Genomic DNA, 22,196 nt, shown 5'->3' with positions numbered 1-22,196 from the left:
TTCAGGCGCCTATGACGCGCAGACCAGCTTCGCGTCAGCCCAGTCCGCGTGGTCGCGGTAGTTCGGGCCGTTGGTGTCGACCGCCAGCTCGAGCACCTCGACGCCGGTGACGTCGACCGAGATCGCCTTCGCGGGGTCGGCCCAGGTGATCGAGCCGGTGTCCTTCAGCACGTCGCCGTCACCCAGCACGCGGAAGATCACGTCTCCCTCGCCCTTCTCGTCCTTCGAGTCGTCGAGCCCGACGCTGGCGGTGAAGGTGCTGCACTGACCGCCGAGGTAGACCTTCACCGACGAGTCGGCATGCGTGCCGAGGCCCTTCGCGAACGTCACCCCGCCGATGGTGAGCGGCGAGCCGTCGCCCGAGGCGTCCTCGCCGTTCGACATGTCGCGCTCGACCGGGCCCCAGCCGTTCGCCTCGCTGACGAAGGGCAGGTCGCTGACGTACACGGTTCCCTTGGGGGCCGTGCCCGTGCCGCCGCCTGTCCCGCCGCCCGGGTTCGTGACGTCGCCGCACTCGAAGGTGGCGTCTGCCCAGTCGGCGTGGTCATTGCCGTTGCCGTCGCCCGCATCGCCGGCCACCAGCTCGACGTACTGCCCGCCGGTGATGTCGGCCGACAGGTCGAACGTCGCGGTGGTCGCCTTCATGACGGGCGAGGTGACCACCGTACGGCCGTCGACCTTCACCGAGAACACGACCGAACCGCGGGTGGGCTGCGCGTCGTCGATGCCGACCTTCGCGGTGAACGCCGTGCAGTAGCCGCCGAGGAAGTACCTGATGCTGCTCGGTGCGTGGGCACCGAGGCCCTTCGCGTACGTCACTCCGTTCAGGGTCAGCGGCTTGCCGTCGCCCAGCCCCTGTTCGCCGTTCGACATGTCGCGTTCGACGGGGCCCCAGCCGTTGGTGGCGCTGACCCAGTCGTGGTCGCTCGCGAACACCGTGGTGGTCGGCGGCGCCGGCAGCGTCTTGACCGTGGTCGTGCTGCTGACGGTGCGCGGGCCGATCGGGTCGACCGTCGTGGTGTAGGTCGCCGTCACGCCGATGTCGTACGAGCCGTCGGCGTCAGCGGGTGCCGTGATGCTCCACTCGGTGACGAGCCTGCCCTTGGCGGCGATGCTCTCGGCGGTCGCCGGCGTCACCGCCTCGGCGGTCCAGCCGTCGGGCAGATCGAGCGAGACGGCCACGCCGGAGATCGGCGCGCTCTCGTCTGACGTGAACGTCGTGGTGAACGGCACGGCCTTGCCCTGCTCGATCACGTCGACGTCGAGTTCACCGGCGATCTGGGCGCAGGCGGGGATCGCCTCGGACGCCCCCAGGTCCTCGACGAGGAAGTCGTCGAGGATGAGGTCGGACGCCCCGTCGCCGGTGCGCTCCAGTCCGACGAACGTGTCGCCGCACGGGCTCGCGTCGATGATCTGCTCGAAGCGCGTCGTCTCGTGCACCTCGCCGAGGCTCGTGCGCTGTGTGACGCGCGGCCCGGTCGTGGAGTCGTAGCCCGTCACCCAGGCGTACTCACCGGCCTGGGTGGACTGGTGGTCGAACGACACGCGGTAGCGGTGTCCGGCTTCGAACGGCACCGAGTACTCGGTGGTGCGGTAGACGAGACCGGAGTTCTCGTCGTGCGCCATCAGCGACCAGTCGCCGTTCAGGATGTTGTCGATCTTCCGACCGTTCCAGCCCTTCTGGGTGAAGTCGTTGCGCTTGGCGATGTGCGTGCGCGGGTCGGTGGTGCCACCGGCGTTGCCCTTGTAGAAGGGCCCCCATCCGGCATCCACGTCTTCGAAGTCCTCCAGGGCGATCACGTCGCCGCCGAGCTTCGGAGCCGCCGACTCGATGATGCGCACGTCGTCGATGCGCACGGCGGCGTCGCCGTCACCGGTCGCGATCGAGAGGGTCGGGCGGGTGTCGTCGGCCGGCACCGAGAAGTGCACCTTGAGGCGCTGCAGGGTGCTGCCGTTCCACTCGTCGGACGCCATGTAGTTCACCGCGTTCGACGAGTCGATGGCGACGCTCGCGCTCTTGCCACCGGGCACCGCGACGCTCAGCGTGGTCGGCCGCGTCTTGCCCTTGTCGATGCCGACCCACGCGCTCGCGGTGTACTCGCCCGCGGCGAGCTCGCCGAGGCGCTGCTGGACGGATGCCCGGCCGGCGCCGAACAGGGCCGACCGGCGTCCGAGCGAGTCCCGCTCGATCGTCACGGCGCCCTTCGGGTTCCAGGCACCGAGCGTGGTCTCGTTGAAGCCGGGGTCGACGACCGGGGTTCCCTGACCGAATCGGGTCTTGCCTGGCAGGCGACTGCCGGCGTCTGCCTTCTTGCCCGCGACCAGCACGTACGGCTGTCCGGCCTTCGCGTCGATGGTCACGGCGCCGTTCACGACGGGGACGTCGGCGACCTTCGTGCGGCCGCCGTCTCCCAGCGAGAACAGCTGCAGCGACGCGCTGCCCGCGAACTCGTCGGTGAGGTTCCAGGTGGTCGCACCGCCGGCCGGGTTGTAGTGGTACAGCTTGTCGATCTTGCCGCCGTCCTTCGACGACCACGGCAGCAGGTAGCTGCCGCCGCGCAGCACCTCGTCGCCGCCGACGGTGATCGAGCGGTCGGCGGCGGTGGTGCCGGTGACACGCACGCCGCCTTCGAGGTCGATCGCCTCATCTGTCCAGCGGGTGATCTCGTGGTGCTGCAGGAACTTGGCCGGCACGTTGGCCGTCCACACGTTCTTCAGGAAGCCGTTGAAGTCGTTCTGGCCAGTCCAGCCCTCGAACTCGATGATGTGGCTGGTTCCGAGGCGCGGGTCGGGGTTCCAGACGTCTGCCTCGGTGTTGTTCACGAACCGCAGGATCTGGGAGTTGATGCCCTTGTTGGTCGAGCCACCGTACTTCTCGTCGTTCGCCCAGTGCGACCAGGTGTTGTTGGCCGAGAGCTTGTCTGCCCACTCCGAGCCGACCCGGAAGCCGTGGTCGACGAGCGAGTCCTGGATCGACTTCGCCAGCCAGCCGTACTGGTAGTAGACGTCGACGTAGACGAAGTCGAGGTTGTCGTGCGTCGCGTCGGCGAGCTCTCCGATGCGCTCATCGAGCTGGCCGGAGAGGATGTCGTAGCGCTGGTCGATGTAGTACGACTGATCGAGCCAGTTCCAGCCAGGCGCCTTCGGGTCCATGATCTTGTCGCTGAAGGAGTTCGCCTCGGGGTAGATCTCGGTGGCGTTGATGTGCACGCCGAACGAGGCGTTCCACTTCTCGCCCGCCTCGAGGGCGGTGTTGAGCTCGTCGAGCCCGCCGGCGCGGTCGTTGAAGTTGTCGCCGTAGTCGGTGTTCGCCGAGTCGTGACCCTCACTCGTGTAGCCCTTGAGCATGGCGACCTGACCGAGGCCGTCGGTGTTGAGCGAGATGCGCTTGACGTCGTCGAGCGTGCGGAGGAAGGGGTGGGTGGCCTGCGAGGCGAAGTTGAACGGAATGTGCGTGATGACGTTGTCTGGCGTCTGCTCGCCCTTGTACGGACCCACCCGCAGGTCGCGCAGGGCGATCGCGCCGTCCTGCCAGTCGACGGAGCCGTCGGAGTTGGCATCCGGGGTGATCGCGACCTTCACCCAGGGCAGGTCCTCGGTCTGCGTGCGGTCGGTCTTCGGCGAGGCGGCCGGGCGGTACAGCCACTGTCCGCTCGAGATGCCGACCTCCACGTTCTCGCCGTCTTTCACGGCCTGACGCCAGAAGTTGCCGCCGTCCTTGTTCGCGGCGCCGCTCGACGAGTCGTAGAGCGCATTGGTGGTGAATGCGGCGGCGAGCTGACCGGTGTTCGCGATGATGGTGTTCGACGAGACCGGCTTGGCGTCGAGCGGGGTCGCGGCGGTGACGGGAATGAAGGTGTCGCCCGACACGGCGCGGTCGACCGACAGGTTGGCGGCGGCGACCGCTGATCCTGCATCTGCCGATGAGACGGTGACGAGGTTCTGACCCGGGATGCGGAGGGTCGTGATCTTCTCGTCCGGATCGTCGATCTCGGTGAACTTCAGCGTGACGACGTTCTTGGCGACGCTGAGCCGGGCGGTGAGAGTCACGCCCTCGAGCGCGGTGGGAGTGATCACGTACTCGACGGTGCTCTTGTCGACCTGCGTGTGCGCGACGGTCACGGGCTGCGCGGCACCGTTGATCTCGATGCTCGTGAGGGCGGTGTCGTTACCGCGCATGACGGCGCCGCTGGCGCGATCGACGTACTGCACGACCTGGGGGAAGGCGCTCGACGCCCGCACCTCGAGCGCGCCGGTGCGCAGCACGATGTCGGAATCGGCGCCCATGGCTGGGGCTGCGGTGAAAGCCGAGAGGCCGGCCGCCACGACTGCGCAGGTGAGGCCCACCCCCGTCCACCGTCGTTGGTTTCTCATTCGCTCGTTCTCCTTCGAATCGGCTGGCGACGGTCACGATGATTCCAGATAATGTTTGCGAAAACAACTGCATTTCGGAAGATGTTGCGGTCTGCCTGTGTTCCGAGTGAGAACGCAAACAGCAGGCGGCTACGCCACCCGGACAGCCGAAGAGGGCCCCGGTCATCGACCGGAGCCCTCTTCGCAATACTGACGCCGTGCGTCAGGGAGTGTCGCCGACGGCGTGCGGACGCGGCAGCGTCAGCATCGTCCCGGTCTCGGTGAACTCCTGCTGGATCTCCTCGTTGTGACGGTAGGTGAGCAGGCTCACGACGATCGCCGCGACGCCCGCGAGCACGAACGCGGGCAGCAGCTCGTAGAGCCCGGTGTCCATGGCCTTCCAGATGAACACGGTGGCGGCGCCCACGAACATGCCGGCCAGCGCACCCCAGTTGGTGAGTTTGCGCCAGAACAGGCTGAGGATGATGATCGGCCCGAACGCCGCGCCGAAGCCGGCCCACGCGAACGAGACGAGCCCGAGGATCGAGTCGTTGGGCGTGATCGCCAGCACGATCGCGATGATCGCCACCACGAGCACCGCCATGCGGCCCATCAGCACGAGCCGCTTCTGCGACGGCGGGGTGCGCTGAGCGACCTTGTAGAGGTCTTCGACGAGCGCAGACGAGCACACGACGAGCTGGCTCGAGACCGTGCTCATGATCGCGGCGAGCACGGCCGCGAGGATCAGGCCGGCGACGAACGGGTGCATCAGCGTCTGCGACATCAGCAGCACCACGGTCTCGGGGTTGTCGAGCTCGATGCCCTGCTTGGCCATATAGGCGATGCCGACGAGGCCCGAGATCACCGCTCCGAACATCGACAGCACCATCCACGAGATGCCGATGCGGCGGGCGCTCTTCGCCTGCTGCGGCGAGCGCAGCGCCATGAAGCGCACGATGATGTGCGGCTGGCCGAAGTAGCCGAGACCCCACGCGAGGGCCGAGACGATCGCGAGGAACGTGCCGCCGGTGACCGCGCCGCCGCCCAGCAGCGACAGGTGCCCCTCGCCCGCGTTCTCGGCGATCAGGGTGCCGGTCTCGCCGAAGCCGCCGATGGCGATCACCGCGGAGACGGGCACGACGATCAGCGCGATGACCATCATCAGCCCCTGCACGACGTCGGTCAGCGAGGCACCGAGGAACCCGCCGAAGAGGGTGTACAGCAGCGTGATCCCGCCGACGAGAAGCATCCCGAACAGATAGTCGCCCTTGAACGCACTCTCGAAGAACACGCCGGCGGCGACCATTCCCGACGAGATGTAGAGGGTGAAGAAGATCAGGATGATCAGGCCCGAGACGATCCGCAGCATGCGGCTGGTGTCGCGCAGGCGGTTCTCGAAGAAGCTGGGGATGGTGATCGAGTTGCGCGAGACCTCGGTGTACGCACGTAGGCGCGGCGCGACGAGCAGCCAGTTGAGGTAGGCGCCGATGGTCAGACCGATCGCGATCCAGGCCTCGATGAGCCCGGTCAGGTAGATGGCGCCGGGCAGACCCATCACGAGCCAGCCCGACATGTCTGCCGCTCCCGCGCTGATGGCTGCGACCCACGGCGGCAGGTTCCGCCCGCCGAGCATGTAGTCCTCGTGGTCGTCGGTGCGGCGGAACGCGAGGTAGCCGATGAGCAGCATGCCCGCGAAGTACAGCCCGAGTGCGACGTAGGTGAAGATCTGATCGGTCATCACTCGTCCTTTCCGCGGCGGATCTCGCCGCATCGGTGCCTTCCGAGGATGTCACAGGGTTTTCCCAGACTCCAGACGGACTCGCGGGGGCCAAGTACGATCTGGGGATGCCGAACTCGACCGTCGACGAGATCCGCTCCGCGCTGAGAGCGCTGGAGGACCCGAAGGCGAGGGCCGTGAACGAACGGCACGGCGACGCGCATGGCGTGAACCTGTCGAAGCTGCGTGCGGTCGCCAAGAGCGCGGGGATGTCGACAGAACTGGCGCGCTCGCTCTGGGCGACCGGCGAGGTGACCGCTCAGCTGGTCGCGCTGCTCGTCGCGAAGCCCCGCGAGCTGCCGGCCGACGAGATCGACGCGATGCTGCGCTCGACGAGAAGCGCGAAGGCGCACGACTGGCTGGTGAACTACATCGCGAAGAAGTCGCCTCTGGCAGAAGAGCTGCGGCTGCGCTGGATGGAGGATCGGGATGCCGATGCCCGCGCCGCCGGATGGTCAATGACCTCGGTGCGGGTGCAGAAGAAGCCCGAGGGGCTGGATCTGGATGCCCTGCTCGACCGCATCGAGCGCGAGCTGCGCGATGCACCGTCACGCGAGCAGTGGGCGATGAACGAGACGCTCGCGCACATCGGCATCCACCATCCGGCGCTGCGCGACCGCGCGGTCGAGATCGGCGAGCGCCTGCAGGTGCTCGCCGACTACCCGGTGCCGCCGAACTGCACCTCGCCGTTCGCCCCGGCGTGGATCGCCGAGATGGTGCGTCGCCAGGGCTGACCCGGAACCCGACGACGCGGCTCAGTGCATGCACCGAGCCCCGCGCCGTGTGAGACGACGCGGGGCTCGGTGGCTTCGCTCAGGCGAAGAGCGCGGTGACCGCGGGCACGGTCAGGGCTGCCACGTAGTAGCCCATGAACTGCACGCCCGTGTGCATGTGGAACAGCTTGTTCAGCAGGCCGCCGACGAGGCCGATCGTGATCGCGACCAGCAGTGCGACGACGCCGCCCTCGTACAGGCAGATGACGGCGATCAGGCCGGCGAAGGCGCCGATGATGGCCTCGTGCGAGACCTTCTTCATGATCCACGACGCCGCGCGGTGCGCCTGCGTCATCGCGAACGGGTACGTGATGAGCAGCGCGATGATCACCGCCGCCAGGCCGAACACGAGGAACTGCCACGGGTCGAGCAGATCGTGCAGGTTGTTGCTCGTGCCCGCCTCGGCATCGATCGTGTAGACCGGCGGCGCATTGAACAGCGGGTTCGCGGGACCCGCGGCCATCGGCGACAGCGGGAGGCCGATCGCGATGAGCGGGATCAGCGTCTCGGCGATGTAGGTCGACTCGGTGGTGCCGTTCTTGACCGCCATCATCGTCGTGAGCCGGCGGTAGCCGTTCTTGATGCGACCGCCGAACAGCTCGCCCATCAGCACGGTCATCGCCACCGGCGAGAACACGAACGTCGCGCTCGAGACCACTGCCGCACCGGCGGTGCCGGCCAGCTGCGTGCGATCCAGAACGCCGACCGGATTGGGCATGCGACCCTTCCAGGTGCGCACATCGGCGGCGAGTTCGAACGAGCGCGGCGCATCGCGCACGAGAGTCGCCCGCCCGGCCGGGCTGGCGGCGAGGAACAGATCGGCGATGAGCGGGCCGATCGCGATGCCGAGGAAGAAGCTGATCGACAGGCCCTTGCCCAGCGCACCCACAGCGAAGTTCTGCAGTCCGACGACGATGAGCACGAACGGCACCAGCGCCAACAGCGCGGCCCAGCGACCCTTCGACAGCACGGCGATGAGCAGCGCGGCCGCGAGGAACAGCCAGGGGGCGACGGCGCTGATCGCGGCGGAGAACGGCGTGAGCAGCCAGGCGAAGAACACCGCCATCGGCACGGCGATCAGGGCGGCGACGGCGCCACCCGAGATCGCCTTGCGCAGCGCGATGTGCGGAACGCCCAGTTCTCTCAGCATCTGCGCGTCGCGCAGCAGCGGCGCCGCCATGGTGTCGCCGGGTATGCCGAGCAGCGTCGTCGGGATCGCGTGCGTGATGTGCTTGGCCGCAATGGCAGCCATGAAGAACGCGAACACGCCTGCGGGCGGAACGCCGAGCAGGATGACCAGCAGCGTCAGCGGTGCGATCGTCGCCGTCTCGTCTGTGCCCGAGACCAGACCGATGAGGGCGAACACGACGGTGCCGATCAGCGCCATGCCGAGCGCCCACATCGTGGGTTCGAGGAATGCCTCCATCAGCGCTCACCGCCTTCCGCCGCGATGCGCTCGTTCTTGCGGTGCTGAGCCACGAGGTCGTCGTAGAGCCCCAGCTCCTTGACCTCGGCGAGCGCCGCGGCGGGCAGCTCGTCGGGGTCGCCGAGCGGGCCGAGTTCGGCCTCGATGGCATCCATCGCCTCTTCGCGCGAACCGCTGGGCGCCTCGCCGATCGTGACGATGCGCTTCGGCTTGAAGATGTTGGCCGCCACGACAGCGGCGATCACGCACGCGGCGAGGCCCGTGACCAGGGCGTACGAGCGACCGAGCGCGTCGCCTCCGGTCAGCTGGCCGAAGCCCCATTCGGCGATCAGGTACACGGGCACGGCGATGCCGACGCCCAGGCCGATGGCGCCGAGCAGATGACGGCCGTCGACCGTATCGCCCCACACCTCCAGCAGCTTCTGCTCTTGCACGGAAGGTTCCTCTCTATCGGGTCAGCGCCGTTGCGACTCGGGATGCCGGGGTCTTTCCCAGCGCGCTGGTGAGCCAGATGCTCGTGTCGGTGAGTGCATCGAGGTCGATGCCGGTGCGGATGCCGAGGCCCTCGAGCATCCAGACGAGATCGTCGGTGGCCAGGTTGCCGGTCGCCGAGCGGGCGAACGGGCATCCGCCGACGCCGCCCGCTGCGGCGTCGAAGACGCGCACGCCTTCTTCCAGCCCCGCGTAGACGTTGGCGACGGCCATGCCGTACGTGTCGTGCATGTGCAGGGCGATCGACTCGAGGGCGATGCCCTCTGCGGTCAGCGCGCGCACGACGCCTCGGACCTGACCGGGGGTGGCGACGCCGATCGTGTCGCCCAGCGAGAGCTGCTCGATGCCCCATTCGCGCATCGCGGTCGCCAGTCGCACGACGTCGGCGGTCTCGACCGCGCCCTCCCACGGGTCGCCGAAGACCATCGACAGGTACCCGCGCACGCGCACGCCGTCGGCCTGCGCGCGAGCGACGACCTCGGCGACCGCCTGCTCCATGCGCTCACGCGACGCGCCCAGGTTCTGCTGCGAGAACGACTCGGTCACGCTGAGGAACACCGCGATGTCGTCGGCGCCGGCCGCGCGGGCGAGTTCGTACCCGCGCACGTTGGGCACGAGCACGGGGGTGCGGATGCCGGATGCCGCGAGGTCGCCGACCCGCGCGAGCACCTCGGCCGAGTCCGCCATCTGCGGCACCCGGTCGGCGCGCACGAAGCTGCCGGTCTCGATGACGCGGGCTCCTGCCTTCGCGAGGCGCTGGATCAGCTCGACCTTGGTGTCGACGTCCAGCAGCGTCTGCTCGGCCTGCAGGCCGTCACGGGGGCCGACCTCCCAGATCTCCACGCTGTCGGCGGCGATCGAGGCCGCCGGCACTGCGGTGGGCAGCCCGAGCTCGCGCGTGCTGGTCATCGTGATGCCCGCAGCTCGGCGAGCACCGTCTCGGCCACATCGGCCCGGACGGCACCCCGCTGCACGAGCGCGGCCGCGACCGCATCGATCTCGTCGGCGCTCGCTCCCGCCGCGACCGCGACGTTGCGGGCGTGCAGACCCATGTGGCCCCGCTGGATGCCCTCGGCGGCGAGCGCACGCACGGCCGCGACGTTCTGCGCGAGGCCGACGGCGCACACGATCTCGCCGAGCTCGGCGGCGGTGCCGACCTCGGTCATGGCGACTGCAGCACGCGCGGTGGGGTGCGACTTCGTCGCCCCGCCGACGAGGCCGACGGCCATGGGGAGCTCGAGCGTGGCGACGAGGTTGCCGTCGGCGTCCTGCTCGAAGCGCGAGAGTGCCCGGTACTGTCCGTCGCGCGCCGCGTAGGAGTGCGCGCCCGCCTCGACGGCACGGGTGTCGTTGCCAGTGGCGAGCACGACAGCGGAGATGCCGTTCATGATGCCCTTGTTGTGCGTGGCAGCGCGGTACGGGTCGTCGTACGCCAGTGCGGCTCCGGCGATCATGTTGGCGACGATCTCGGCGCCCCCGAGCTCTTCGGGGCGGATGACCAGGCGCGCGCGAGTGAGTCGCAGATCGGCGAGGTTGGTGAGGATGCGCAGCAGCGGGCGGCCGCCGGCGATCTCGGCGAGCAGAGGCGCCACGGCCTCTGCCATGGTGTTGACGGCGTTCGCGCCCATCGCGTCGCCCACATCGACCACAAGGTGCACGATGAGGTGGTCGTCGAGCAGGCCGTGCACGGTGCGCACGATGAGGTCGCGCGCCCCTCCGCCGATCTCGACGAGCTTCGGGTCCTGGGCGTCGGCGAGCGCCAGCACCTCTGCCTTGCGCTCGAGGATGCGTGCGCGGGCGCCGTGCGGGTCGGCGACCTCGAGGAGCTGCACCTGGGCCTGCATGATCGGGTCGGAAGACGTGGTGCGGATGCCGCCGAGCTCGCGCGCCATGCGGGCGATGTTCGACGCCGCGGCGACGACGGACGGCTCCTCGGTGGCCATCGGCACGAGCACCTCGCGTCCGTTGACGATGAGGTTGGTGGCGACCCCGACCGGGATGCCGATCTGACCGATCACGTTCTCGACCATGCGGTCGGCCTGATCCATCGTCAGGCCAGTGCCGGAGGCCGGGTCGAGCGCGGCCAGCGCGTCCGCGTGTGCTCCGAGAGCGTCGGCGACAGCCGAGCGCCGTTCGGCGATGCTGAGATTGCGCAGTCCGCTGAGGCGGGATGTCGTGGCCACGTCGTCGTCCTTCCGTTGTGGCCGGCGCAGCCGCCGGTGGGCGCCGCTGCCGGGTCTGGCGGCGGCCATCGGGTCAGCCTCCGCCAGATCGACAGCCAACCAGGTGCGGAGCGAACGGCACAGGTCCGATCTGCACACTGTTGCCGCATCGACTATGTCTGATCGAGTTCTCGACGGGCCTTCTCGATGCGAACCGCCATCTCGAGCCGGAACCTCGCCTCGCCGGGAGCGAGGGCCGGTCCGAGAAGCGCGTTCAGCCGAGCCGTGCGCTGCTTGAGCGTGTTCACGTGCACGTGCAGCGCACGTGCCGCCGAGGCCGACGACCAGTGCGCATCGCACAGCGCCACGAGGGTGTCGAACAGTGCGGTGCCCTTGCCTGCATCCCAGCGGAAGACAGGTTCGAGCATGCTCTCGGCGAACCGCGCGAGCCTCGCGCCGTCGTCGCCGAACAGCAGCGCATAGGGTGCCAGCACCGCAGCATCCATCTCGCCGCCGACCATCCCGAGACCGCGCGCGAGCCGAGATGCCTGCCACGCGCCCGAGGCGGCATCAGCCGCCGCGGCCAGCGTCGACCCGCCCGAGACGACGATGAGACCGAGCTCTCCCGACGCCGCGTCGCGCAGCCTCTGCAGCGTCTCCTGCGCGGAGTCCGGCGCGAGCACGGCGAGTCCGTCGCCGTCGGCCGCGACGAGCCAGTCCCGCTGCATCCGCAGTCGTGACAGCAGCCGAGGACGCAGCTCGGGCGCACAGCCCACCGCGAGGGTGGTCCATGAGCTCTCGGTCGGAAGCCCCCGCGCAGCCGCGCGCAGCAGTGCGGGCTCTCGCCTGGCCGCGTCCGCCAGCAGCTCGAGGGCCAGCTCACCGCGCACCTGCTCTTCCGCGTCTCTCAGCGCGTCCCGGCGCAGCAGCACGAGAGCCGCAGTGAGAGCCGAGCGCTCGACCGTGCGCCTCTCGACCTCGGTGAGGGCCGTCGCGCCCCGCTCGACGAGCAGCGCGCCTGGCATCTCGGTCGCGTCGATCACCGGCGCGACGAGCTCGACACGCCCGCTGCCGATCACGATGCTGCGGCCACGCTCGGCATCCGGAGTGCGGGTGTCGGGGAACGCGGCCCCTGTGGCGTCCGCCGCGTCCTGCCCCTCGACGAACCTCACCCGCCTGCCGAGCGCATCCGAGAGCACGGCGGCGATGGCGTCGGCGTCGTGTCCGGTCACCGCGAGCTGGGTCAGCTCGGCGTGCAGCCCCGCCGCCCACTCCGCCTGCTGCTGCCGGAACGCGGCCTCCGCGGTCGCGTCCGACGCCTGCGCCAGAAGGCGCGCGAGATGCAGCACCAGCGCGGCGTGCCCCGCGAACGCCGACAGCAGCGAGATCTCGTCTGGGCGGAACCCCCGGGCGTCGCGGCTGGCAGTGAACAGCACGCCGAGCACCTCGCCCTTCACGACCAGGGGAGCGCCGAGCATCGAGCGCAGCTGCTCCTCACGCACGATCGCGTCGATGATCGGATCGTGGGGCACCGAGGTGAACGACGCGTAGTCCTCCACCCACTGCGGATGCCGGGTGCGCACGGCCCTGCTCGCCAGGCCGATCCCCGCGGGCACGACCATGTCGAGGAACCGCGACGAGATCGTGCCGCTGGCCGCGCGCACGCGCAGCTGGTCGTGCTCGGGGTCGTACACCGAGAGGTAGGCCACGTCGCCGTCGATCAGCTCGTGTGCGCGATCGACGATGCGCTGCAGCATGAGGTCGGCATCGGGCTGCTCGAGCAGCTCACGGGTCGACGACATCATCACCCGCAGCTCGGCGCTGCGCTGCCTGAGACCGTCCATGCGCCGGGCGAGCTCGACGAGCGCATCGGCGGTGGCGGCGTCGTTCCCCGTCGCGGAGCGGATGCGCTCGGGGTCGACATCGGAGCCGTCTCCGATGTCACGGAGGATCGCCACGAGATCCGACTGCACGCATCCATTCTCGCGTGAGCCGAACCGGCCTGTCAGCCGCGCAGCGGCGACCGGCGCGCCGAGGGACGCGACGAGTCAGGCGCGAGCACGCACAGCAGCTGCACGAGCGTCGTCAGCCACAGCAGCACGAGTGCGACGACGATGCCTTCGAGAGCCGCGACCGACAGCATCCGGAAGCCGAACGCGATCACCGTGGCCAGCACGACCAGGCCGACCAGCACGATCGTCAGCACCCGCAGCATCTCGACCTGCCGCAGCAGCAAGGTCGTGAGCACGGCCGCGGCGAGCAGCAGCCCCAGCGTCGAGAACGCGGCGATCGCATGCGCGACGCGCACCCGGTCGAGGGGCAGCAGGCCGACCGCGGCGAGCGCGAGGCCCGCGCCGGACCAGGTCAGCACGATCGGGGCGATCCGCGCGAGGGCGCCGTCGCCGAGCATCCGGTGCAGGTCTCGCCCGAGGTACGAGCCGGTCGTCGCGACCAGCAGCCCCGCGATGACCACCGTGCCGTTGAACGCCCAGCCGCCGGCTCCGATCCCGAGTTCCGAGAAGCTGCGCTCCCACCACGCGGGGTCGGCCGCGGTGAGCATCGCGAACAGCGTGCCGATCACGAGGAACGACGACAGGAGCCCCGCGAGGTCCTGCGTTCTCAGCCGCACGCCCATGCGGAACGCGAGCCGCCCGCCGAGCGCCGAGGCGACGCCGGTGAACACTCCGCCGGCCGGCGCGGGAAGGGTCAGACCCTCGAGCCCGGTGGCGAGCACCTCACCGGCCAGCAGCACACCGAGCGCCGCGACTCCCGCGATCGCGACCGTCACCGCCGCCGCGCTGATGTGCGATACCCACGCCTGCCACGGCGGCATGGGCGCGGTCTCGCCCGCCCTGTGCATCCGGGTGCTGACGGTGAACGCGGCAGCGGCGATCGCCGCCGCCACGAGTGCGATCGGGATGACCACCGACCCGTCGCCGCTGAACGGACGCGCGGCACCCCACAGCACCACGGTGCCCACCAGAGCGCCGGCCGCGAAGCACAGGGCGGTGGCCGACAGCATCCGCTCCTGCTCGCGCAGCGCCCCTCCTGCTTCCATGCACTCATCGAACCATCCGCGGCCGACATACGCTGGACGACATGAGCACCCACATCGCCGCCGCGTCCGGCGACATCGCACCGATCGTCCTGTTCCCCGGCGACCCGCTGCGAGCGAAGTGGATCGCCGAGAACTTCCTCGACGGAGCCCGGCTCTACAGCGACGTGCGCGGGATGCTCGGATTCACCGGCTCCTGGAACGGCGAGCGCGTGTCGGTGCAGGGCTCGGGCATGGGCCAGCCGTCGATGGCGATCTACGCCACCGAGCTGTTCGCCGAGTACGACGTGCAGACCATCGTGCGCGTCGGCTCGTGCGGGGGGCTCACAGAGCGGGTCGGCATGCGCGACGTCATCATCGCGAACGGAGCGTGCACCGACTCCGGCATCAACCGGCTGCGCTTCCACGGGCTCGACTACGCACCAGTCGCCGACTTCTCGCTGCTGCGGGCGGCGGTCGAGGCCGCGGAGGGCATGACCATGGAGGCCGCCGTGCACGTGGGGCTGCTCTTCTCGAGCGACCAGTTCTACTCGACCCGGCGCGAGCTGACCGAGCCGTTCGTCGCGCACGGCGCACTGGCCGTCGAGATGGAGACCGCCGGGCTGTACACGCTCGCGGCATACCACCAGCGTCGCGCGCTGAGCATCTGCACGGTCTCCGACCACCTGATCACCCACGAGGCGACCACCGCGACCGAGCGCGAGCAGAGCTTCGGCGACATGATCGAGATCGCCCTGCGCGCGGCGACCGCCTGACCCATGCGCTTCCCCGCCGCGATCCGCTCAGCCCGCCGGGCACCTCTGCTGCAGGTGCTCAAGTCGGCCGCGGCGACGATCGCGGCCTGGCTGATCGCCGGGTGGCTGATCCCGGGGCCGCTGCCGGTGTTCGCCGCGATCGCCGCGCTGCTGGTCGTTCAGCCGAGCGTCAACCAGTCGCTGTCGAAGGCGCTCGAACGCAGCGCCGGCGTGATCCTCGGCGTCGTGATCGCCGTGCTGCTCAGCCTGCTGCTGGGCGCGCAGAGCTGGGTGGTGCTGGCGGCCGTCGTGGTGGCGATGCTCATCGCCTGGTCGCTGCGGGCCTCGACCGGCACCGGCAACCAGGTGGCGATCTCGGCCGTGCTGGTGCTCGCCCTCGGTTCGTCGAACCCCGACTACGCGCTCGACCGCATCCTCGAGACGCTTATCGGCGCGGCCATCGGATTCGTCGTGAACGTCGCCGTCGTCCCGCCGGTGCTGTCTGCCCCGGCCAGGCGCGACATCGGAATGCTGGGTCGCGAGCTCGCCGCATCGCTCGACCGCCTCGCCTCGGCACTCCCCACGACCCGCACCGCCGCACAGCTGCAGGAGCTGATGCTCGAGGCGCGTCTGCTCCGGCCCATGAAGGACGCGGCCGAGGCATCCCTCACCACCGCCGAGGAGTCGCTCTCGCTCAATCCGCGCCGGGGCCGTCACCGCGACGACGTCGACGAGCTGCGCGCGGTCTTCGACCGGCTGTCGCCGGTGGTGACGCAGGTGATCGGCATGACGCGGGCGTACATCGACCACTACGACGACGCGCTGGCGACCGACCCGACCGTGCGGGCGATCGCCGAGCAGCTGCACCGCGCCGGTCACGACGTGCGGCTGGCTGTGCAGTCGTCCGACGCCGCAGAACCGGATGCCCTGACCTCTGCCGTCCCGGCGCTCACGACTCCCCTGGTGGTGCGGCCACCCGAATCCGACCACTGGATCCTCGTGGGGTCGCTGATGGAAGACCTGCGGCGGATCCACGGCGAGCTCCGCGACGAGACCTGACGGGCGCGGCGCCGCGTACGGGGTGGCGATGCCGCTCCGGGAGTCGCGCGTAACTCAGGAGATCCGGGGACGGTCCGGGGCGAACCGCCCCGGATCAGCTCAGATCCGCCCGGATCTCCTGAGTTGTGAACACGGCGCCGGACCGCCGCCGGCGCTCGCAGCCCTGCGCGTCAGCTCAACCGGCCGACCGCCCGCGCCCTGATGAGCACCTGCTGACCGTCGGAGTACGCCGCAGGCAGCTCTTCTATCGCGACGACCTCGATGGTCGACGGCGCGGCTCCCGCGAGACGCGCGCGCTCGACGGCATCCCGGGCGGCGTCGTCTCGCGCAGCACGGCGACCTGACTCGGTCGCCTCGACACGGTAGATCTTCTCGACCTGTCCCGCGACGTCGCCGAGCGCCGCACCGACCGCGTTCGCCGCGCCGAAGTGGTCGGGCCGGATGAGATCGCTGACCCCGTCGAGCTCGTCGGGCGCGATGATGCCACCACCACCCACCAGGATCACCGGCACGGCGGCGGCGCTCGGCTTCATGCGGTCGATCGTGTCTTCCAGCAGCGACCGGATGCCCTGCCACGCCGTCTGCGCGACCTCACCGTCGACGGCGGGCGAGGCGAGCCCGTCGATGCGGGCGGCGCCCACGCTGAGCGCGATGTCGGTGGCGGTGAGCGTGCCGCCGCCGAAGGCGAGGCCCTCCTGCGGCAGGCGGTAGCCCACGCTGTCGGGGCCCAGGGCAGAGCCGCCGTCGCGCACGATCGTGCCGCCGCCGAGTCCGACCGACAGCACGTCTGGCATGCGGAAGTTCGTGCGGATGCCGCCGATCTCGACAGCATGCGCCGACTGGCGCGGGAACCCCCCTACGAGCACGCCCACGTCGGTGGTGGTGCCTCCGATGTCGACGACCAGCGCGTCGGAGGCGCCGGAGAGGTGCGCGGCGCCGCGGATCGAGTTGGTGGGACCGCAGCCGATCGTCAGCACGGGGAACTCGAGCGCGTACTCGAGCTGCATGAGGGTGCCGTCGTTCTGCCCGAAGTACGGCGTCGCGGGGATGCCCCGGGCGCGCAGCGCCGCCACGAAACCCGTCGCCATCTGCTTCAGCGTCTGCATGAGGGCGGCGTTCAGCACGGTGGCGTTCTCGCGCTCGAGCAGGCCGAGAGATCCGATGCGCGACGAGCGCGAGACGGGCACGCCGAGCTCGTGCTCGACGATCGCCGCCACGCGCTGCTCCTGGCTCTCGTCGACCGGCGAGAACACGCCGACGACGGCCACCGCGTCGACGCGGTCGCGCATGCTGTCGCAGGCCGCCCGCACCGCGTCGTCGTCGATCTCCGCCAGCCGCCTGCCGTCGACCTCGAACCCGCCGGAGAGCACGTGCACGCGCTCTCCGATCGCACGGCGCAGGTCGTCGGGCCAGCCCTCCAGCGGCGGCACCGCGGTGGTGGCCGGCGCGCCAAGGCGCAGCACGCCGACCCGTCCGAGCCCGCGGCGCTCGACGATCGCGTTGGTGCAGTGCGTCGTGCCGAGCATGGCGTGCGACACGAGGGCCGGGTCGATTCCCGAGGCGCCGATCACCGCGTCGATCGCATCGGCGACGCCGTCGCCGGTGTCGGCGGTGGTGGGACGCTTCACGGATGCCACGACGGCGAGGTTCTCGTCGAGCACGACGGCGTCGGTGTTGGTTCCGCCGACGTCGATGCCGATACGGTACGCGGCCATCACAGGACCTCCTTCTTGTGCGCGGCGAGCTCTTCGACCGGTGTCCACTCGACGTCGTAGCCGAAGTGCTGAGGGCCGGCCGTGTGCAGCCCCTCTGGTGTGCGCCACTTCTCGTGGCACGGGATGGCGATGACGGCGACCCGCGCGCCGTAGCGCACGGCATCGGTCGTGATCGGCATGCCCGTCGCGAGATCGAGCACGGCGATCAGGTCGGGCGTGACCGCCGCGAGCTCTCCGTCGCGGCGGGCGAGCAGCATCTCGTTCTGGAAGTCGAGACGGAACGCGCTGCCCCGGTCGGCCCCGACGCCGTCGAGCTCGGCAGCCCCGCGCGTGAAGCCGCCGTCGACCGCGCGCTGCAGGTCGCGCACCTTGCCGTCGAACAGCCGGATGGCGCCGAGGTCGGCGCACAGGGCGTCGATGCGCTCGTCGTCGCGCAGCTCGCGGCCCTGGGCATCCCGACCCCGCAGGATGCCGCCGATGCGCTTCGCGAGAGTCAGCGTCTCAGGGATCGCGCATTCTCGCGCCACATCGCCGGGGTAGGCGTAGTCGACCATGGTCGCGCCTCCGCCCATCTCGATGGTGACGGCGCGAGCGAGCCGCTCCGACCAGGCGCCGTCGACCGGCCGGCTGATCACCTCGTTGCCGTGGTGGTCGACGAGCACGGTCGTGCCTGGTCCGTACCCCGCGAGGTGGTAGGTGACCATCTGCGCTTCGGGAAAGGCACGGCCCATCGCGTCGCCGTCGACCACGGGGAGTCCTGCGATCGCGGCGGCCGCGATGGGGATCATCGAGTTGCCTCCGCCGACCTCGATCGGCATGACGGCGGTGGGCTTGCGGCCCGTTCCGCGCTCGATCCCGTCGAGCACGGCCAGCAGCTCGGATTCGGCCATGATGCGCTCGACGCTGACCGAGGGGGCGCCGATGCCGCCGACGGGCACGACGAAGTCGTCATCGGTGAGCTCGTCGACGCCGAGCATCCGCACCGGTCCGTGCAGCCGGATCAGCCGCTTCGCGATGAGCGACCCGACGTGCGGGTCTCCCCCGCCGCCGGTGCCGAGCACGGCCGCGCCCAGGGCGATCTCGTCGATGTCCGCCTCGGTGATGACCTTCACGCGCGCACCTCGTCGTTCGGCGCGTGCGTCTCGGCTGCGACGCCGCCCGGCCGCAGTCCCGTGCGTGCGATCCACAGCACGAGGTACACCGCGAAGCCGACGATCAGTCCGTCGAGAGACGAGATTGTCGTGAACGTGAACCAGCCGAAGCCGGGACCTGCGGCCGGATCGGTGGTCGCGAAGGCGACGAGCACGCCGGCGACCCAGGCGACGATAGACCACACGTCGACGGTCGGGGTGCTGGCGCCGTGCGCCCAGCGCGCAGTGCGGCGACCGGTGAAGAACGCCGCCAGGTACACGCCTCCGTACGGCGCGATGATCGTGCCGATGACGAGGATGAACTGGATGAAGAAGTCGGCGGCGCCGACGATCCCGACGATGATGCCGACGACGCCGAGCACCAGCGTGACCGTGCGGCGGGTGAGCTTCGGATGGATCGACGAGAAGGCGAGGCCTGCCGAGTAGAGGTTGGTGGTGTTGGTGGTCCACTGCGCCAGGATCAGCACGACCACCGCGACGCCGCCGAGGCTGAGAGCGAAGTAGATCGTCATGAGCTCGGCCTCGTTCATGATGCGCGCGAGCAGGATCGCCACCACGAGGATGATCGAGTTGCCGAAGAAGAAGCCCACGAACCCGGCGGCCATGGCCTGCTTCGGCGTCTTCGCCCAGCGCGCCATGTCGGGGGCGAGCACGACGCCCAGGATGAAGATGCCCATCACGAGCGACACCGCGCCGCCGAAGGTGAACGTGGCCTCGACCGCGGCATCCAGTCCGCCGGCGCCCTTGGTGACGAACGCCACCACGACTCCGATGACCAGCAGCAGAAGCAGCAAGGGCACGGCCAGCGAGCTCAGGCGGTTGATCGAGCGGTAGCCCCAGAAGGCCGTGATCGCCATGAGCACGCCGCCGATGCCGCTGAAGACCTGCACCGGAACGTCGAGACCGGTGAACTCGGTGAACGCGATCTGCGCGTTCGTGCCGAAGAAGCCCGCCTGCACGGCGAACCAGCCGACGAGGCTGATCGAGATGGCGAGGGCCAGCACGGCGCCGCCGATCTTGCCGAACACGGCGCGCGAGATCATCGCCGTCGACAGTCCGGTCGACGCGCCGACGTACGCGCAGCCCATCGCGAGCAGCCCGAGCAGCAGCGAGCCGAGCATCGTCGCGCCGATGGCCGGCCAGAAGGCCATGCCCGAGGCGAGGGCCACGCCGAGGAAGGCACCAGAGAGGTCGATGCCGATGGCGATCCAGACGGCGGCGATCGAGAGCCAGCTCTTGCGCTGGTCGATCGGCACGATGCCGTGCTCGTAGTCAGTGGTTTCCATGAGTGTTCCTTGCGGGTGAGGGGGTGAGGGGGTGAGGGGCGGGTGGTGGTCAGATGCGGGCGGATGCCGCCGGCCAGGCGCTCGTGGCACCGGTGCGACGCGAGTAGGTGACGCGACTGCTGCGCAACGCCATCGAGACGGTGGTCTCGAGCAGCCGGGTGGTGGCTGCCGACGGATCGATGACGGGCACGTCGATCCCCTCGTCGGCGAGCGCGCGCTGCACCTCGGCTGCCTGGCCTGCGAGGCCGGTGCAGCCGAGCACGATCGCCTCGGCGCGATCGATCTCGACCGCTTCACGGGCGCGCAGCGCCATCGCGGCGAAGGTGCGGGCGGGGTCGTCGTCGAGATCCAGCACGGGAATGTCGAGCGACCGGACGGATGCCAGACGCGGGGCGACGCCGTAGCGGCGGGCCTGCTCGATCTTCAGCGTGCGGTGGTGCTCGGCGACGGAGATCACCGAGAAGGCGTTGCCGAGGGTGGCGGCCAGGTGGATGGAGGCCTCGCACGGGCCGAGCACGGGGATGCCCACGACCTCGCGTGCGGCGTGCACGCCGGGGTCGAGCATGCAGTCCACGGCGATCGCATCGCATCCCTCGGCCTCGGCCTCGCGGGCGGCCAGCAGCACCCACGGGGTGACGAGCGCCTCGTCTCGTCGGCTCTCGATCGAGCCCGTGCCGGCGGGGATCGTCGCGACGCTGACCTGCGTGCCCGGTGAGGCGGCGGCCTCGAACATCGCGAGAGTGTCTGGCACCCACGACGTCGTGGTGGTGGGGTTGATCACGCGCAGGTGCATCAGCCGGCGCTCCTCTCGAACCGCATGCCTGCCGTCGGCCACGTGATCTGCTTCGCCGCCGGCGCCGGGTAGCCGACCCCGCTGTGGGAGATGCCGAGACGCACGAGTGTCAGCGCGTGGTGCAGGGCGGCGGCGAGCGGATCGATCACGGGAACCTCGATTCCCTCGTCTGCGAGACGTGCGGCGACCTCTTCGGTGCGGCCGGAGAGCTGCGTGCACCCGGCGATGATCGCGGCGGCGCCGTCGATTTCGACGGCCGCCCGCGCGGCGTCGACGAATGCGTCGAGGGTGGCTGCCGCGTCGTCGTGCAGATCGAGCGGGCTGAGGCCGAGGCCGCGCACCGATGCGCAGCGGTGCGCGAGACGGTTGTGCTCGACGAGTTCTCGCACCACGGGGATGTCGGCGGTGAGCGTGGTGATGATCGAGAAGCGGTCGGCGAGAGTGAGCGCGAGGTGCATGCTCGCCTGCGCCGGACCGATGACGGGAATTCGCACGACCTCGCGCGCGGCGTCGAGACCCGGGTCGTCCATGCAGTCGATGACCACGGCCTGTGCGCCTGCCTCTTCGGCGCGGATGGCGGCGTCGAGGATGCCCGGTACGGCGAAGGCGTCGTCCCACCGGCTCTCGATCGAGGCGGTGCCGGAGGCGAGGCTTCGGAACTCGGCGATCAGGCCAGGCACGGCGGGAGCAGGGGCGAGCTGCTGCTCGCCGAGCACGACCGGCGCGATGATCGTGACGCGCACGGGTGCGGAGTGGTCGGGGTGGGGCATGGCGCATACCTTCGTGGCGCCTGCCGGGCCGCAGAACGGCGGGGTCAGGCGGAGAGGATGGCCGACAGGTGCCGCCACGCGTCTTCGAAACGCGCGCGGTAGACGTCGGGTGAGTAGTGCGTGAGCTGGAGGAAGAGGCCCTCCATGATCACGAACACCAGCGCGGTGAAGCCCTCGGGGTCGCCGGGTGCGAAAGCCCCGGCCGAGACGCCGTCGTCGTAGGCGCGGCGCACGGCGGCGGCGAGGTTCGTCTCGGAGGTCAGGAAGATCTCGCGAAGGGTCTCGCCGTTCGGCCCGTACTCGGCGACGGCTGCCCTAAGGCTGAACTCCGCGAACTCGGAGCGGTCGCGGTAGTACGCCTCGATGCCGCCGAGAAGATGTCGCAGCCGGGGCAGCGGCTCCAGTTCGGTGCTGGTGCGCACGAGCTCATCGAAGAATGCGGTGTGATCCACGATGACCTCGGCGTAGACCGCCTGGTACAGCGCTTCCTTGCTGGGGAAGTGCGCGTACAGGGAAGGCGTCTTGATTCCGACGGCCTCGGCGATCTCGCGAAGACTGGCCTCGGCGTAGCCCCGGCGCGCGAAGACCCTGCGGGCTTCGGCGAGGATGCGTGCCTTGGTCATATCTTCCTAACGATCATTAGTTAGGGT

At 70.0% G+C, this 22,196-nt stretch carries 17 protein-coding genes; 3 read left to right on the top strand and 14 right to left on the bottom strand.

Translation table 11 applies throughout. From position 1 onward, the window contains the following. Window positions 1-9: 9 nt before the first annotated feature. On the bottom strand, window positions 10-4,374 hold the full coding sequence (locus JOE67_RS09715) for an endo-alpha-N-acetylgalactosaminidase family protein (protein WP_204975386.1): 4,365 nt from the start codon (window positions 4,372-4,374) through the stop codon (window positions 10-12). A 202-nt stretch (window positions 4,375-4,576) separates the two neighbouring features. Continuing rightward, entirely contained in the window at window positions 4,577-6,091 is a 1,515-nt protein-coding gene (gene putP, locus JOE67_RS09710) for a sodium/proline symporter PutP (RefSeq protein ID WP_204975385.1), read from the bottom strand. A gap of 107 nt (window positions 6,092-6,198) precedes the next feature. On the opposite strand from putP, the gene JOE67_RS09705 reads away from it, so the two are divergent. Further along, window positions 6,199-6,864 (top strand): DNA alkylation repair protein, encoded by a 666-nt coding sequence (locus JOE67_RS09705; RefSeq protein WP_204975384.1) that lies wholly within the window; start codon window positions 6,199-6,201, stop codon window positions 6,862-6,864. Window positions 6,865-6,943: 79 nt separating this feature from the next. Here JOE67_RS09705 and JOE67_RS09700 read toward each other — a convergent pair whose 3' ends face one another. The 6 genes from JOE67_RS09700 to JOE67_RS09675 all read right to left on the bottom strand — a co-directional run bounded on the left by JOE67_RS09700 (window position 6,944) and on the right by JOE67_RS09675 (window position 14,041). Next, the gene (locus JOE67_RS09700; protein ID WP_204975383.1) at window positions 6,944-8,329 is read right to left on the bottom strand and encodes a tripartite tricarboxylate transporter permease; all 1,386 of its coding nucleotides are present in this window, start codon (window positions 8,327-8,329) and stop codon (window positions 6,944-6,946) included. Continuing rightward, window positions 8,329-8,763: a hypothetical protein gene (locus JOE67_RS09695; protein ID WP_204975382.1), complete on the bottom strand. Its 435-nt coding sequence runs from the start codon at window positions 8,761-8,763 to the stop codon at window positions 8,329-8,331. Before JOE67_RS09695 ends, JOE67_RS09700 begins: the two co-directional genes overlap by 1 nt. Window positions 8,764-8,776: 13 nt before the next feature. Continuing rightward, a complete protein-coding gene (locus JOE67_RS09690) occupies window positions 8,777-9,730 on the bottom strand; it encodes a hydroxymethylglutaryl-CoA lyase (RefSeq protein ID WP_204975381.1) in 954 nt (317 codons plus the stop codon). After that, a complete protein-coding gene (locus JOE67_RS09685) occupies window positions 9,727-11,004 on the bottom strand; it encodes a hydroxymethylglutaryl-CoA reductase, degradative (RefSeq protein ID WP_338041561.1) in 1,278 nt (425 codons plus the stop codon). Before JOE67_RS09685 ends, JOE67_RS09690 begins: the two co-directional genes overlap by 4 nt. Before the next feature lie 152 nt (window positions 11,005-11,156). Beyond that, complete coding sequence (locus JOE67_RS09680; protein ID WP_204975379.1) at window positions 11,157-12,956, bottom strand: GAF domain-containing protein; 1,800 nt, start codon at window positions 12,954-12,956, stop codon at window positions 11,157-11,159. A 32-nt stretch (window positions 12,957-12,988) separates the two neighbouring features. Continuing rightward, window positions 12,989-14,041 carry a DUF998 domain-containing protein gene (locus JOE67_RS09675; RefSeq protein WP_239528068.1) on the bottom strand — a complete coding sequence of 351 codons (1,053 nt, stop codon included), beginning with the start codon at window positions 14,039-14,041 and terminating at the stop codon, window positions 12,989-12,991. Window positions 14,042-14,082: 41 nt separating this feature from the next. On the opposite strand from JOE67_RS09675, the gene deoD reads away from it, so the two are divergent. Together deoD and JOE67_RS09665 are read left to right on the top strand one after the other, a co-directional pair. After that, window positions 14,083-14,793 (top strand): purine-nucleoside phosphorylase, encoded by a 711-nt coding sequence (deoD, locus tag JOE67_RS09670; protein WP_204975378.1) that lies wholly within the window; start codon window positions 14,083-14,085, stop codon window positions 14,791-14,793. 3 nt (window positions 14,794-14,796) lie between these two features. After that, window positions 14,797-15,831 (top strand): FUSC family protein, encoded by a 1,035-nt coding sequence (locus JOE67_RS09665; protein ID WP_204975377.1) that lies wholly within the window; start codon window positions 14,797-14,799, stop codon window positions 15,829-15,831. Between the two features lie 170 nt (window positions 15,832-16,001). Here JOE67_RS09665 and JOE67_RS09660 read toward each other — a convergent pair whose 3' ends face one another. From JOE67_RS09660 to JOE67_RS09635, 6 genes are read right to left on the bottom strand one after another with little or no spacing between them, the layout of a single operon-like run. Further along, window positions 16,002-17,546 carry a hydantoinase/oxoprolinase N-terminal domain-containing protein gene (locus JOE67_RS09660; protein WP_204975376.1) on the bottom strand — a complete coding sequence of 515 codons (1,545 nt, stop codon included), beginning with the start codon at window positions 17,544-17,546 and terminating at the stop codon, window positions 16,002-16,004. Continuing rightward, complete coding sequence (locus tag JOE67_RS09655) at window positions 17,546-18,658, bottom strand: S-methyl thiohydantoin desulfurase domain-containing protein (RefSeq protein WP_204975375.1); 1,113 nt, start codon at window positions 18,656-18,658, stop codon at window positions 17,546-17,548. Before JOE67_RS09655 ends, JOE67_RS09660 begins: the two co-directional genes overlap by 1 nt. Further along, window positions 18,655-19,983: a cytosine permease gene (locus tag JOE67_RS09650; RefSeq protein ID WP_204975374.1), complete on the bottom strand. Its 1,329-nt coding sequence runs from the start codon at window positions 19,981-19,983 to the stop codon at window positions 18,655-18,657. The genes JOE67_RS09655 and JOE67_RS09650 overlap by 4 nt, the downstream gene beginning before the upstream one ends. Before the next feature lie 49 nt (window positions 19,984-20,032). Continuing rightward, complete coding sequence (locus tag JOE67_RS09645) at window positions 20,033-20,776, bottom strand: aspartate/glutamate racemase family protein (RefSeq protein WP_204975373.1); 744 nt, start codon at window positions 20,774-20,776, stop codon at window positions 20,033-20,035. Continuing rightward, the gene (locus JOE67_RS09640) at window positions 20,776-21,546 is read right to left on the bottom strand and encodes an aspartate/glutamate racemase family protein (protein ID WP_204975372.1); all 771 of its coding nucleotides are present in this window, start codon (window positions 21,544-21,546) and stop codon (window positions 20,776-20,778) included. The genes JOE67_RS09645 and JOE67_RS09640 overlap by 1 nt, the downstream gene beginning before the upstream one ends. Before the next feature lie 44 nt (window positions 21,547-21,590). Continuing rightward, window positions 21,591-22,169, bottom strand: a complete 579-nt coding sequence (locus tag JOE67_RS09635; protein ID WP_204975371.1) for a TetR/AcrR family transcriptional regulator — start codon at window positions 22,167-22,169, stop codon at window positions 21,591-21,593. Between the last annotated feature and the right edge of the window lie 27 nt (window positions 22,170-22,196).

The sequence above is a fragment of the Microbacterium esteraromaticum genome (assembly GCF_016907315.1).
Lineage (GTDB): Bacteria > Actinomycetota > Actinomycetes > Actinomycetales > Microbacteriaceae > Microbacterium > Microbacterium esteraromaticum.
The sequence above is the reverse complement of the archived record's forward strand: the minus strand, read 5'-3'. Positions and strand labels throughout refer to the sequence as shown.